Below are 13,429 nucleotides of genomic sequence, written 5' to 3' on the forward strand. Positions count from 1 at the left end.
CCCCACACCAACCCCACCATCCCCGGACAAGGCACCGCACTCACCCCCCTCGAACAAGACCACTGACCACACGAAGGCGGCCACCCCCTGCACGACGTCCGACAGAACCCGAGCCAGCCGCATCACACGAGGGCAGACGGCGTCTGTCAGACCAGCCTGGGATGCTCCGAGCATGGAGATGACACTGCAGCTGANNCTTCTGGGCCGAGGCCCTCGGCTACGTGCCCGAGCCCCCGCCGGGCGGCCACGCCACATGGCGTGCCTACTGGACGGCCGCGGGGGTACCCGAGGCAGAGCTGCCGGCCGGCGCCGGGGACATTCCGGAGTCGATCATCGATCCCGCAGGACATGGACCGAGGCTGTGGTTCCAACAGGTCCCGGAGCCGAAAGCCACCAAGAACCGGTGGCACTTCGACCTGAAGGTCGGTGGAGGCCGTGACGTCCCACTGGACATCCGCACACAGCGCGTCGAAACCACGGTGGAACGGCTCGTCAAAGCCGGCGCCACCGTGCTGCGGATCAAGGACGAGCCGGACACAGGGCTCTACGCCGCCGCCCTGCAGGACCCCGAGGGCAACGAATTCGACGTCGTCTGACGGCCGTTGCGACGGCGCCGGGCACAGCCACTCGTTCACGGCTGTGTCCAGCACCGTCACCTCGGCGAGCCACCGGGCCGCCGCGGGCGCTGCGATCGATCGCGAGCGCGCCAACGGCACGAGAAATCATCTCACCGGCGCCCCACCGATACAGGAAACCCTCAGAACACCGGCACACCATCACGCGTCAGACGCCAGTCCACCGACGCGAACTCCGCCGGATCCACCGACCCCTTCGCCTGCACCCACCCGATGATCGTGTTCCGGATCTCATCCGAATTCGCCCACAACTGCTTCGAACCCGGCACATGCGGGAAATTACCCCCACCACTCGCCCGATAATTGTTCACCGCGAACACGAACTGCGCCGCCGGATCCACCGGGACCCCCTCGAACGACAACCCCACGATCCGCGAACCCACCGGCTTCGCGATATCGATGTCATACGTCACACCCGACACCACGTCATAGTTGTAATCCGGAATATTCTCCGCATTCGTCAACTTCGACGTATCAACCGGCGCACCCGCAGCCGTCCGCACATAATACTTCGCCGAATACTCCAGATAATCCTTCAGCTGCGCACCCGTCAGAAGCCGCGCCTCCAGCGTATTCTCGAACGGATACAACCCCGCCGCATCCCTGATCGTCACCTCACCCGCAGGAATCGCCGCCGTACGCGAGAAGCACGCCGCCTGCGACAGAACCGGCAACGCCGCATACTCCCCGCCCGCCAACGCCGCCTTCACCGTCTCCGCCTGCACCAGGTTGATCAGATCGATGACCGGCTCGTCCTTCCACGGCGCATCCGCAGTCGACATCGCCGCCACCGACGTACCGATCACCTGATTCACATACGCCACCACCTCCCGATGCTCGGCACCGAGCAACGACGTGATCCGCGGATCCTCCTCCACCGTGTTCGAGTTCAGCACCGAGGCACCGACCTTCTCGACCACCCAACGACCCTTCTCCCACGCCAGATCGAAATCGAACAGCGTCAGCCGCTGCCCCCACTTCAACGGCTCCGAAAGAACGACCTGCTTACCCGTCTCCTTGTTCGTCACGAAATACTCGGGAATCTCCGAATGCGCGTGACCCACCAGAATCGCGTCGATCCCCGGCACCTGCTCCGCCACCAGGCCCGCCGCGTTCTCCACATGCGGCAACTGATCCCCGTACGACGACGTACCCGACGAACCCGAATGCGCCGAGACGATCACCACATCCGCACCCATCGAACGCAGCTTCGGCACCCACTTCGCCGCCTGCTCCTCAAGACCCGGGAACACCATCTTCCCGCCCACATTCGCCTTGTCCCAGATCGCGATACCAGGATTCGTCAACCCCAGAACCGCCACCCGCACATCACGACCATGCGGCGTGCGCACCCGCTTGATCACATACGGAGCGAACGCCGGCCGCAACGTCCTCGCATCCAGCGCATTCGCACCCAGCAGCGGAAAATCGCACTGCTCCTCGAACTTCCGCAGCACCGGAATGCCGTAATTGAACTCATGGTTCCCGAGCGCGGCCGCGTCATAGCCGATCTTGTTCATCGCCTGCGCCATCGGATGAACCGGACCACGCTTCGCCGTGATCGGATCGACCTTCGCGTAGTAGTACGACAGCTGAGTGCCCTGGATCGTGTCACCCGCATCGATCAACAACGTGTTCCGCCGGCCCCGTTCCTCACGGATCCGATCCACCAGCGTCGAGATCTTCGCCAGCCCCACATCGTTGTGCGCCTTGTCGTCGAACTCCCTGTCCGTGAAGTAGTCCCAGTTGAAGACGTTGCCGTGCAGATCCGTCGTCCCCATCACCGTGAACGAGTACCGCTTCGGAGGGCGCCCGTGGCCGTGCCCCTTCGACTCCGAGGCGACCGCCGGCCCCGCACCGGCCCCGCCCGCCAACGCCACACCCGCACCGGCGACAGCCGAACGGCCCAGAAACGTCCTACGGTTCAACGGCATCCTTGACTCCTCGTGTCTGCGAACAACGCGCGTAGATTCTGGCCCAGTCACCCCCACCCGCAACACCCCGCGCAGGTTTCGATCTGGTGACCGGCAGCCACCACACGCCCCACCACAGGCCCCGGCACACGCTCATCGGAGCACCCCGCCGCACAATTCAACAGTTAGCAATAACCCTTCACCCAAGGGCCGTTGGACAGTCATGACGGGACAAATATCTACCCGCAGGTAAGGTCTAGGCTCGAACCATGCGCCGAGCGAAAATCGTTTGTACCCTGGGACCCGCAACCGACACATACGAGCAGATCAAGGCACTCGTCGAAGCGGGAATGGACATCGCCCGCCTCAACCTCAGCCACGGCACCTACGCCGAACACGAAGAGCGCTACCACCGCGTACGCAAAGCATCCGAAGAAACCGGCCGCAGCGTAGGAATCCTCGCCGACCTTCAAGGCCCGAAGATCCGCCTCGGCCGCTTCGCCGAAGGCCCCGTACTCCTTGAACGCGGCGACGACTTCACCATCACCGTCGAACCCATGGAAGGCGACCGCACCACCTGCGGCACCACCCACGACGGACTCGCCGCCGACGTCACCACCGGCGAACGCATCCTCGTCGACGACGGCCGCGTCACCCTCGAAGTCACCGCAGTCGACGGACCCCGCGTCCACACCACCGTCATCGAAGGCGGCATGGTCTCCGACCACAAGGGACTCAACCTCCCCGGCGTCGCCGTCTCCGTCCCCGCACTCTCCGAAAAGGACATCGAAGACCTCCGCTGGGCCCTCCGCACCGGCGCCGACATCATCGCCCTCTCCTTCGTACGCACCGGACGCGACATCGACGACGTCCACCGCATCATGGACGAGGAGGACCGCCGCCTTCCCGTCATCGCCAAGATCGAGAAGCCTCAGGCAGTCGACAACATCGACGACATCGTCGCCGCATTCGACGGCATCATGGTCGCCCGCGGCGACCTCGGCGTCGAAATGCCCCTGGAGCAGGTCCCGATCGTCCAGAAGCGCGCCATCAAGCTCGCAAGGCGCAACGCCAAGCCGGTCATCGTCGCCACCCAGATGCTCGACTCGATGATCGACAACTCCCGCCCCACCCGCGCCGAAGCATCCGACGTCGCCAACGCCGTCATCGACGGCACGGACGCGGTGATGCTCTCCGGCGAGACCAGCGTCGGCAAGTACCCCGTCGAGACCGTCCGCACCATGGCCCGCATCGTCGAAGCGGCCGAGGAGGACATCCTCGCCAAGGGCCTCCCGCCCCTCACCGACCGCAACAAGCCCCGCACCCAGGGCGGCGCGGTCGCCCGCGCGGCAGCCGAGATGGGCGACTTCCTCGGCGCCAAGTTCCTGGTGGCCTTCACCCAGAGCGGCGACACGGTCAAGCGCCTCTCCCGCTACCGCTCCCCGATCCCGCTCCTCGCCTTCACCCCGGACGAGGCCACCCGCGCCCAGCTGAACCTGACGTGGGGCGTGGAGACGTTCCTGGGACCGCACGTGGAGTCGACGGACGCGATGGTGGCGCAGGTGGACGAGGAGTTGCTGCGGATCGGCCGCTGTCAGGAGGGCGACATCGTGGTAATCACGGCGGGGTCCCCGCCCGGAGTGGCCGGCTCCACGAACCTGGTACGGGTGCACCGCATCGGCGAGGACGACAGCCCGAAGTGACGGCCGTCAGTACTTCGGCCCGACGTGAGCGTCCATGAGGGCCACGGACGCCCGTCGGGCTACGGAGATGTTGAGCGGGTCGCTGCCGCGGGAGAGGGTGGTCCACTCGACACCTACGGCAGTGAGTGTGTCGCTGAAGAGCTTGCGGATGTCGTCGGACTTGTTGGTAAAGAAGTACCGGGGGTACTCGTACCGTTTCCGCTCACCACGGACGAGGCGGGTGGTCCAGTTGATGATCCGACAGCCGTCGGAGTGGATGAGACCGCGAATGAAGTCCCAAGGGTGGGCGTCCACGATCTGTTGTTGCCAAGGTTCGAGCGTGATCTCACGGTTGTGCTTCTTGCCCGGCCCATGCTGAGGAAAGAAGCAAGGCCAGTGCTTGCTGAAGCTCGTGACGTACTGGCAGCCCTGACTCTGCACCCGGCAGACCTTATTGGCCGGGCGTGCACGTTGGACAGCCTCGGCGCAGGCGTCGATAAGGCCCGGCCAAGCATCGGCGCACGCGATGCGAAGGGAGTAGACGCCCCGTTTGGCCGAGCTGATGCAGCCATCCCCCAGGTAGAGACCGAGCAGGTAGGAGTACGAGGCGGGGTCTGGGGGAGGGCTCGCGGTATCGCCGCACCGAGGGCATTCGGCAGCGCGGTTGTAGCCGAGAGGCTCCAGTCGCTTCAGCCAGGATCGGATGGCGGCTCGCGATATGCCGGTCTGTTTACTGACGGAGTTCTGACTGAAGCCCTGAGCTACTAGTGTCAGGGCACGCTTTCGCGTATCAAGGTCGTACACACTGACGATCTTTGTTGAGCGCGCTGATCTGTGATGCGGGATGCGTCGCTGTTCACACGTTCACGTGAAGTTCCGTGGTTCCTGCAATGCCTTGGAATCTAAGGAAAAGTGCCCCAGGTGGGATTCGAACCCACACTGTCCGCTGTTTGAGAGCGGCCTCTCTGACCAGTTGGAGTACTGGGGCCTTGGAAAGGAAGGGCGGCAGCTGCCCTGCGTAGTGTCACCATATCGTAGCTAGGTAGGCTCGTGGGAGCTGTACCTGCCCTGGAACAAGGAGCCCCCGTGACCACCCCCGAGTCGCCCCAGCCCGTAGACGCCGCCGACGACGACAAGTCGCACGTCCCGCCGCTGACGACCCGCGTCGTCATCGCCGAGGACGAGGCCCTCATCCGCCTCGACCTCAAGGAGATGCTGGAGGAGGAGGGCTACTCGGTCGTCGGCGAGGCCGGGGACGGGCAGCAGGCTGTCGAGCTGGCGCGGGAGCACCGCCCGGACCTCGTGATCCTCGATGTGAAGATGCCGGTCCTCGACGGGATCTCCGCCGCCGAGAAGATCGCCGAGGAGTCGATCGCCCCGGTCCTGATGCTGACGGCGTTCTCACAGCGTGATCTCGTCGAGCGGGCCCGGGACGCCGGGGCGATGGCGTATCTGGTGAAGCCGTTCAGCAAGAGCGACGTGGTCCCGGCCATCGAGATGGCCGTGTCCCGGTTCGCCGAGCTGAAGGCGCTGGAGAACGAGATCGCGGACCTGTCGCAGCGGCTGGAGACCCGGAAGCTGGTGGACCGGGCGAAGAGCATCCTGCAGACGGATTACGGGCTCTCCGAGCCGGCTGCGTTCCGCTGGATCCAGAAGACGTCGATGGACCGGCGTATGTCGATGCAGCAGCTGGCGGAGGCTCTGATCGAGGACGCCGAGGAGAAGAAGAAGGCGGCGGAGTAGGTCCGCAGGCGCAGACGGAGAGAAGCCCGCCCCCGGGTGTCCGGGGGCGGGCTTCTCCTTGTGCGTGGGTGCTCAGTCCTCGCCGAGGTAGGCCTTGCGGACCGACTCGTCGTGGAGCAGGTCGGCGCCGGTGCCGGAGAGGACGACCTTGCCGACCTCCATGACGTGGCCCTGGTCCGCGAGGGAGAGGGCCGCCTGGGCGTTCTGTTCGACGAGCAGGATCGTGGTGCCCGAGGCCTTGAGCTCGACGATGGTTTCCATGATCTTCTGCATCATGATCGGGGAGAGGCCCATGGAGGGCTCGTCGAGCATGAGCAGTTTGGGCTGGGACATGAGTGCGCGTCCCATGGCGAGCATCTGCTGTTCGCCTCCGGAGAGGGTTCCGGCGGCCTGCTTCCGTCGTTCCCCGAGGATGGGGAAGAGGTCGTAGGCGCGCTGGACGTCCTTCTCGATGCCTGCCTTGTCCTTGCGGAGGTAGGCGCCGAGGAGGAGGTTCTCGGCGATCGTCAGCCGGGGGAAGATGTGGCGTCCCTCGGGGGAGTGGGCGATTCCCAGGGAGACGATCTTGTGCGCCGGGATGCCTGTCAGTGGCTTGCCCTCGAAGAGGACGCGGCCGCCGGCGGGCTTGAGGAGTCCGGAGAGGGTGCGCAGGGTGGTGGTCTTGCCCGCGCCGTTGGTGCCGATGAGGGTGACGACCTGGCCGGCTTCGACGGTGAAGGAGATCCCCTTGACGGCTTCGATCTTGCCGTAGGCGACGCGGAGGTCTTCGACCTCGAGCAGTGCGGTCATCGGGTGTCCTCCTCCTCGGTGCGGGTGGTGTCGGTGTCGTCCGTGGTGGCGGGGGCTTGTGCCTTGTCCGCGGTTGCGGTGGCGTCGGCTTTGCCGGTGCTTGCTGCCGAGGCTTCGGCGGCTTCGACCTCGGCGGCTTCTTCGGCGCCGGGGGCGCCTTCGAAGGGGGTGCCGAGGTAGGCGGCGACGACGCGTTCGTCGCCCTGGACGACGGGTGCGGTGCCCTCGACGAGTTTCTCGCCCTGTACGAGGACGGCGACGCGGTCGCAGAGGTTGAAGATGAACCGCATGTCGTGCTCGATGACGAGTACGGCGATGCCCTGGTCCCGGATGGCGAAGATGAGTTCTTCGGTGACGCGGGTTTCCTGGGGGTTCATGCCTGCGGTGGGCTCGTCCAGGAGGAGGAGGCCGGGGTCGCTGGCGAGGGCGCGGGCGATTTCCAGCTTGCGCTGGTCTCCGTAGGGGAGGTTGCGCGCGAGGTGGTCGGCCTTGTCGGCGAGGCCGATGAACTCGAGGAGTTCCATGCAGCGTTCGCGGCTGGCGTTCTCGGCCTTCTTGTAGCCGGGGAGGCGCAGGAGGGCGGACCAGAGGCCTTCTTTGGTCCTGGTGTGGCGTCCGACGAGGACGTTTTCCAGGACGGTCATGTTGGCGAAGAGGCGGATGTTCTGGAAGGTGCGGGCGATGCCTGCTTGGGTGACGAGGTGGGGCTTGGGTGGCAGGACGGTGCCTTTGTAGCTGACCTTGCCCTCGGTGGGGACGTAGAGGCCGGTGAGGCAGTTGAAGAAGGTGGTCTTGCCGGCGCCGTTGGGTCCGATGAGTCCGACGATCTCGCCCGCGTTGACGGTGAGGTCGACGCCTCGTACGGCGGTGAGGCCGCCGAAGCGCATGGTGACGCCGCTGGCGTCGAGGACCGTGGTGCCGGTGGTGGGTGTGTCTGTCTTGGTCATGGTGGTCACGCCCCCGCCTTCGTGGTGCCGGCGGCCGTGTCGGTGAGTGGTGTGTCCGGTGGTACGTCGAGTTGGCCGGTCTCGTGGAACTCGAGCTGCTTCCTGCGGTCGGCGACGAGGCCTTCGGGGCGGAAGCGCATCAGGAGGATGAGTGCGATTCCGAAGAGGAAGAGCTGGTAGTCCTGCATGAACTGGAGTTTGGCCGGGATGAGGTAGAGCAGTGCGGCGCCGACGAGGGGGCCGCTGAGGGTTCCCATGCCGCCGAGGATGACGGCGGCGAGGAGGAACGCGGAGTTGGGCGGTACGGATCCGGCGAACTGGTACTGCTCGGGGGTGACCGTGTAGGAGACGTGTGCCTGCACGGTTCCGGCGAGGCCGGCGAGGGTGGCGCCGAGGGCGAAGGCGAGCAGTTTGAGCCGGAAGGCGTTGATGCCCATGGCGGTGGCTGCGGTTTCGTCCTCGCGGATGGCGACCCAGGCGCGGCCGATGCGGGATTCTCCGGAGCGTCGGAAGACGAGGACGACGACGGCGGTGAAGACGAGCATCAGCAGGTAGTAGTTGGCTGACCTGCCGAGGGTGAAGCCGCCGATGTCGTGGCTGATTCCGAAGTCGAAGCCGAGGAGCTTGAGGTCGGGGATGCTGGGGATGCCCTGGGAGCCGTTGGTGAGGTCGGGGCCGCTGACGCCGTTGAGGGCGTTGACGGTGAGGCGGAAGATCTCACCGAATCCGAGGGTGACGATGGCGAGGTAGTCGCCGCGGAGGCGGAGTGTCGGGGCGCCGATGACGACGCCGAAGACGAGTGATGCCGCTGCTCCGGTGAGGACGGCGGCCCAGAAGGGGAACTGGACGCCGACGGGGGAGAGGGGGCTGCCGGAGACGAGTGCTGCGGCGTAGGCGCCGACGCCGAGGAAGGCGACGTAGCCGAGGTCGAGGAGGCCGGCGAGGCCGACGACGACGTTGAGGCCGAGTGCGACGGTCGCGAAGATGAGGATGTTGGCGCCGATGAGGGCGTATTCCTCGTTCTGCTGGGTGAAGGGGAAGCAGAAGGCTGCGACGAGTGCGGCGCACAGGGTGACGTTGCGGTGCTTCGAGGTCAGCGCGGTGATGCGGGCGATGAGTCCGGCCCGGGTGAGTGCGGTGAATCCGAAGGCGACGGCGATGACGTAGCCGATGAAGAGTTCGGCGTATTCGGTGTCGATGCCGTAGGTGAAGACCTCGAGTGCGACGCCGAAGGCTCCGGCGATGATGAGGATTTCGGCCCAGGAGGGGAGTGCCTTGGCGCGGGCGGGTGCCGGTGCGCGGAGGCTGCCGAGGAACCGGTTGAGTGCGTTCGGGGTGGTGGTGTCGTCCAGGGGCTGGTCGTTGGGGAGTCCGAGGGAGGCGACGGTGGCGACGATTGCGCCGGCGAGGCTGGTCCAGGCTCCGGGTTCGAGTTCGATCAGGCCGAGGAGGTTGCCGTTGTCGTCTTTGGTGACGATGACGGCGATGACGGTGTAGAGGGTGGTGACGAGGGTGCCGAGGGCGAGGAGCCTGGTGGGGCTGTTGGTGCCGCCGGGGGTGAGCCAGCGCAGGCCCTTGATGCCGTATCCGGAGAGGGCGAAGAGCAGGGTGAGTGCTGCGCTGATGAGGGTGAGGACCTGGAGGCCGCCGGGGTAGCCGGTGACGGTGAGGTCGCCGGGGAAGGTGTCGGTGTAGGTCCAGGCGAGGAAGGTGCCGATGAGGGCGAGTGCGGCGCCGGTGGTGGTGGCGGCGCGGGCTGCTGTGGTGGGCAGGGGGAGCAGGGCGCTGGGCGCGGCGGGGGTCGTGGTGGTCATGGGTATCACGCCCTGTCCGCGACGCGTTCGCCGAGCAGGCCTTGCGGGCGTATGAGGAGGACGAGGATGAGCAGTACGAAGGCCCATACGTCCTTCCAGGCGCCGCCTCCGAAGAGTTCCATGCCGGGGACGTCGCTCATGTAGCCGGTTGCGAGGGCTTCGGCGACGCCGAGGACGACTCCGCCGAGCATGGCGCCGTAGATGTTGCCGATGCCGCCGAGGACGGCTGCGGTGAAGGCTTTGAGGCCCATGATGAAGCCCATGCGGAAGCCGATCTGGCCGTTCTTGAGCCCGTAGGCGACGGCTGCGACGGCGGCGAACGCGGCGCCGATGGCGAAGGCCATGACGATGATGCGGTCGGTGTTGATGCCCATGAGCTTGGCGGTGTCGGGGTCCTGCGAGGTTGCTTGCATGCCGCGGCCGGCTCGTGTCTTGGAGACGAAGAGGCCGAGGGCGAGCATGCAGAGGGGTGCGGCGATGAGGACGAAGAGGTCGCCTCGTTGGATGTTGGCGCCGAAGATGTCGATCGCTTCGCCCTTGAACTGGGGGAAGGAGCGGTCCTTGGTGGCGTCGGGGTACCACATCCAGATGGCTTGCTGGAGTGCGAGGGAGAGGCCGATGGCGGTGATGAGGGGGGCGAGGCGTGGTGCGCTGCGCAGGGGCCGGTAGGCGAAGCGTTCGGCGGCGACGCTGACGGCGACGGAGCATATGACTCCGCCGGCGATCATGAGGGGTATCGCAGCGAGCAGGGAGAGTCCGGACGGAAGCCCGAGGTAGACCGTGAGGGCTCCGAAGCCCCCGATCATGAAGATCTCGCCGTGTGCGAAGTTGATGAGCTGGATGATTCCGTAGACCATCGTGTATCCGATCGCGATGAGACCGTACATCGCGCCGAGGATGAGTCCATTGGCCAGCTGTTGCGGCAGTTCGTTCACCGCAGGGCCTCCGTGGGTGGTTCGGATATGGCACCGCGCGGGAGTGCTCGTAGCGCTCCCGCGCGGTCTTGTGTGTGCGTTGTGGGCGTGGGGTCCTTGGTGGACCTACTTGACGGCCTCGCTGAGCTTGGAGGTCCACTTGCCGTCGGTGACCTGGTAGGCGGTCATCAGGGTGTTGGTGGTGTCGCCGTACTCGTCGAAGGAGACGGGGCCGGTGACGCCTTCGAAGCTGACCTTGGCCATGGCTTCGAGGACCTTGGCGCGGGCGTCGTCGGGGAGCTTGCCGTCGTTGTCGGCGACGACTGCCTTGACGGCCTCGATGATGGACCAGGCGGCGTCGTAGGTGCCGCCGCCGTAGGCCTCGTAGGCGTCCTTGTAGCCGGCTGTCTTGTAGTCGGCGATGAACTTCTTGGCGGAGTCGAGTTCTTCGACGGGCTTGCCGACGGAGGTGGCGATGTCGCCTTCGGCCTTCTTGTTGAGCTTGATGAAGTCGGCGCTGTACATGCCGTCGCCGCCCATGAGGGGGATCTTGACGCTGTCCTTGAGCTGCTGGCTCAGGGGTGCGCCGGCGGGGTATTCGCCGCCGTAGTAGACGGCCTTGGCGCCGGAGCTCTTGACCTTGGTGACGACGGAGTTGAAGTCGCGGTCGTCGGGGTTGATGTGGTCGGTTCCGACGATCTTGCCGCCGAGTTCGGTGAAGGTCGCCTTGAAGGAGGCGGCGAGGCCTGCGCCGTAGGGCTTCTGGTCGTCGATGAGGTAGACGTCCTTGACCTTGGCGTTCTTGAAGAGGTAGTTCGCGGCGAAGGCGCCCTGGATGGCGTCGGTGGTGGCGGTGCGGAAGTAGGCGGCGTAGGGGCGCTTCTTGTCGCCGGTCTTCCAGTTGTTGCCCTGGGTCAGTTCGGTGCCGGTGTTGGCGGGGGAGACCTGGGTGAGTTTGGCGTCGGTGAAGGGCTTCTGCATCGACTGGGCGACGCCGGAGTTCAGGGGGCCGACGACGCCGAGGAGGTCGTCGTTGCCGATGAACTTCTGGGCGTTCTGCTGGCCGACGGAGGGCTGGGCCTGGTCGTCGAGTGCCTGGATCTCGAACTTGATGCCGGGGACCGTCTTGTCGGCGTTGGCGGTCTTGGCGGCGAGGTCGGCGGAGTTCTTGATGCCGAGGCCGAGGGCGGAGAGGTCGCCGGTCAGGGGTGCGTCGACACCGATGACGACGGTCTGGGTGTCGCCGCCGCCGCTGCTCTTGGTGTCGTCGTCGCGCGATCCGCAGGCGGTGAGTGTGAGTGCGCCTGTGGTGAGCACTGTGGTGAGTATGAGCAAAGAACGGTGTCGCACGAAAGGTCCTTTCCCTGGCGCGGCCTCCTCTGCTGAGGTGCCGTGACGGTCGCCGGGCCGTACTGGTTTGTTCGGGGTGGTGCGGCAGACGCGCCCGGCGGCGCGGTGACTGGCCGTGACTCTATGGGCAGGTGAGGGGGTGCGGGATGGGTCCGCTGATGATGTGACTGTCTTGTTATGCCGTGGGGAAGGCTTCTTGGCCGCAGTGTGGAGGTGTACGGCTTTTGCCCGGGCGCGGAAATGACCGCATGGTGAGAACCCGCAGCTCTGCTAAGGGGCTTGGGGTGATCTTGGTGCTGTCGCGCGAATCGGGGCGCAAGGGGCACTGGGGGAGGCCGGCCGGTTGCGCGGGGGCGGGTGCGCGCCATTTTTCGTGTATTGCACACTTGTTACGCAGTGTTACATCTGTGGGATGTGTGTGGGTGTGCCGCAGGGGTGGTGTGCCCGCTGAAGTGGCTCGTGGGACGGGGTTGGTGGCCCAGGGGTGTTGACCCTGTGTGTCCGCCAAGTCCCGCCGGGGGTTGTGGATATGGGTCTGCCCGGTCCGGAATGCGGTGTGCTTTCCGGCCGGGCAGTGGGGTGTTGGGGCGGGGTGGTCAGCCCGCGTCGGGGCGTGGTGCGTCGCGGAGCAGGCAGGTGAGGCGGGCGGTGCAGACCCGCTTGTCGTGCTCGTCCGTGATGACGATCTCGTACGTGGCGGTGGAGCGGCCGCGGTGGACGGGGGTGGCGACGCCGGTGACGAGGCCGTTGCGGACGCCTCGGTGGTGGGTGCAGTTGAGGTCGACGCCTACGGCGATCTTGGTGGCGCCGCCATGGAGCATGGTGCCGATGGAGCCGAGGGTCTCGGCGAGGACGGCCGAGGCGCCGCCGTGGAGCAGTCCGTAGGGCTGGGTGTTGCCTTCGACGGGCATGGTGCCGACGACGCGTTCGGCGGAGGCTTCGACGATCGTGACGCCCATGCGCTCGCCGAGGTGTCCGGCGGAGAAGAGTGCGGGGAGGTCGACGCCGAGTGCCGCGTACTCGTCGATGATCTCCTGGGGGAACGTGGGTGCGGTGTGCTCGCCCATGGGGTCCGGCTCCGATCGTGTGCGGTCGTGCGTTGCTGTGTGCACTGTTCTTATCAGACGGCTGAGCGTGCGCTTAGTGCTTGTCGTCCGGATCACGCCGGGCTCGCGTGGGCCGGTGCGTGCGGGTGCTCAGGCCGTTTCGAACCTGATCACGACCGACTTGCTGGCCGGGGTGTTGCTGGTGTCCGCGGTGGAGTCGAGGGGGACGAGGACGTTCGTCTCCGGGTAGTACGCGGCGGCGCAGCCCCGTGCGGTGGGGTAGTGGACGACGCGGAAGCCGGGGGCGCGGCGTTCGACGCCGTCCTTCCATTCGCTGACGAGGTCGGTGTAGGTGCCGTCGGCGAGTCCGAGGGCGTTCGCGTCGTCGGGGTTGACCATGACGACGCGGCGGCCGCCCTTGATGCCGCGGTAGCGGTCGTCGAGGCCGTAGATCGTGGTGTTGTACTGGTCGTGGGAGCGCAGGGTCTGGAGCAGCAGCCGGCCTTCGGGGAGTGCGGGGTATTCGACGGGTGCGGCGGTGAAGTTGGCTTTGCCGGTGGTGGTGGGGAAGCGGCGTTCGTCGCGGGGGGCGTGGG

General features: G+C 66.3%; 11 protein-coding genes, 1 tRNA gene and 1 pseudogene. 3 read left to right on the top strand and 10 right to left on the bottom strand.

The window, feature by feature from the left end; all coding sequences use genetic code 11:
* Positions 1 to 196: 196 nt before the first annotated feature.
* Positions 197 to 596: pseudogene (locus BFF76_RS25235) on the top strand (VOC family protein); the annotation flags it as partial.
* Positions 597 to 757: 161 nt separating this feature from the next.
* On the opposite strand, the gene BFF76_RS25240 reads toward BFF76_RS25235, so the two are convergent.
* A complete protein-coding gene (locus BFF76_RS25240) occupies positions 758 to 2,569 on the bottom strand; it encodes a bifunctional metallophosphatase/5'-nucleotidase (protein WP_065849124.1) in 1,812 nt (603 codons plus the stop codon).
* Positions 2,570 to 2,817: 248 nt separating this feature from the next.
* Between BFF76_RS25240 and pyk the strand changes: the two genes are divergently transcribed.
* A complete protein-coding gene (gene pyk / locus BFF76_RS25245) occupies positions 2,818 to 4,251 on the top strand; it encodes a pyruvate kinase (RefSeq protein WP_031094402.1) in 1,434 nt (477 codons plus the stop codon).
* A gap of 6 nt (positions 4,252 to 4,257) precedes the next feature.
* Here the strand turns inward: pyk and BFF76_RS25250 are convergent, their stop codons facing one another.
* A complete protein-coding gene (locus tag BFF76_RS25250; protein WP_065849125.1) occupies positions 4,258 to 5,034 on the bottom strand; it encodes a helix-turn-helix domain-containing protein in 777 nt (258 codons plus the stop codon).
* 109 nt (positions 5,035 to 5,143) lie between these two features.
* Positions 5,144 to 5,218, bottom strand: a tRNA-Leu gene (locus BFF76_RS25255).
* A gap of 98 nt (positions 5,219 to 5,316) precedes the next feature.
* Here BFF76_RS25255 and BFF76_RS25260 point away from each other — a divergent pair.
* Positions 5,317 to 5,973 (top strand): ANTAR domain-containing response regulator, encoded by a 657-nt coding sequence (locus BFF76_RS25260; RefSeq protein WP_031094407.1) that lies wholly within the window; start codon positions 5,317 to 5,319, stop codon positions 5,971 to 5,973.
* A gap of 72 nt (positions 5,974 to 6,045) precedes the next feature.
* Here BFF76_RS25260 and BFF76_RS25265 read toward each other — a convergent pair whose 3' ends face one another.
* From BFF76_RS25265 to BFF76_RS25295, 7 genes are all read right to left on the bottom strand, one after another.
* Entirely contained in the window at positions 6,046 to 6,762 is a 717-nt protein-coding gene (locus BFF76_RS25265; protein ID WP_031094409.1) for an ABC transporter ATP-binding protein, read from the bottom strand.
* Positions 6,759 to 7,709, bottom strand: coding sequence for an ABC transporter ATP-binding protein (locus BFF76_RS25270; RefSeq protein WP_031094410.1), 951 nt, complete (start codon positions 7,707 to 7,709; stop codon positions 6,759 to 6,761). The genes BFF76_RS25265 and BFF76_RS25270 overlap by 4 nt, the downstream gene beginning before the upstream one ends.
* A 5-nt stretch (positions 7,710 to 7,714) precedes the next feature.
* Entirely contained in the window at positions 7,715 to 9,523 is a 1,809-nt protein-coding gene (locus BFF76_RS25275; protein WP_031094412.1) for a branched-chain amino acid ABC transporter permease, read from the bottom strand.
* Between the two features lie 5 nt (positions 9,524 to 9,528).
* On the bottom strand, positions 9,529 to 10,458 hold the full coding sequence (locus BFF76_RS25280) for a branched-chain amino acid ABC transporter permease (protein WP_031094413.1): 930 nt from the start codon (positions 10,456 to 10,458) through the stop codon (positions 9,529 to 9,531).
* 105 nt (positions 10,459 to 10,563) lie between these two features.
* Positions 10,564 to 11,772, bottom strand: a complete 1,209-nt coding sequence (locus BFF76_RS25285; RefSeq protein ID WP_031094415.1) for a branched-chain amino acid ABC transporter substrate-binding protein — start codon at positions 11,770 to 11,772, stop codon at positions 10,564 to 10,566.
* Between the two features lie 611 nt (positions 11,773 to 12,383).
* Positions 12,384 to 12,854: a PaaI family thioesterase gene (locus BFF76_RS25290; RefSeq protein ID WP_031094417.1), complete on the bottom strand. Its 471-nt coding sequence runs from the start codon at positions 12,852 to 12,854 to the stop codon at positions 12,384 to 12,386.
* Positions 12,855 to 12,983: 129 nt separating this feature from the next.
* Positions 12,984 to 13,429: molybdopterin dinucleotide binding domain-containing protein (locus tag BFF76_RS25295; RefSeq protein WP_275935676.1), on the bottom strand; the 446-nt coding region annotated here is incomplete at its 5' end.

This window comes from Streptomyces mutomycini (assembly GCF_001700505.1).
GTDB lineage: Bacteria > Actinomycetota > Actinomycetes > Streptomycetales > Streptomycetaceae > Streptomyces > Streptomyces mutomycini.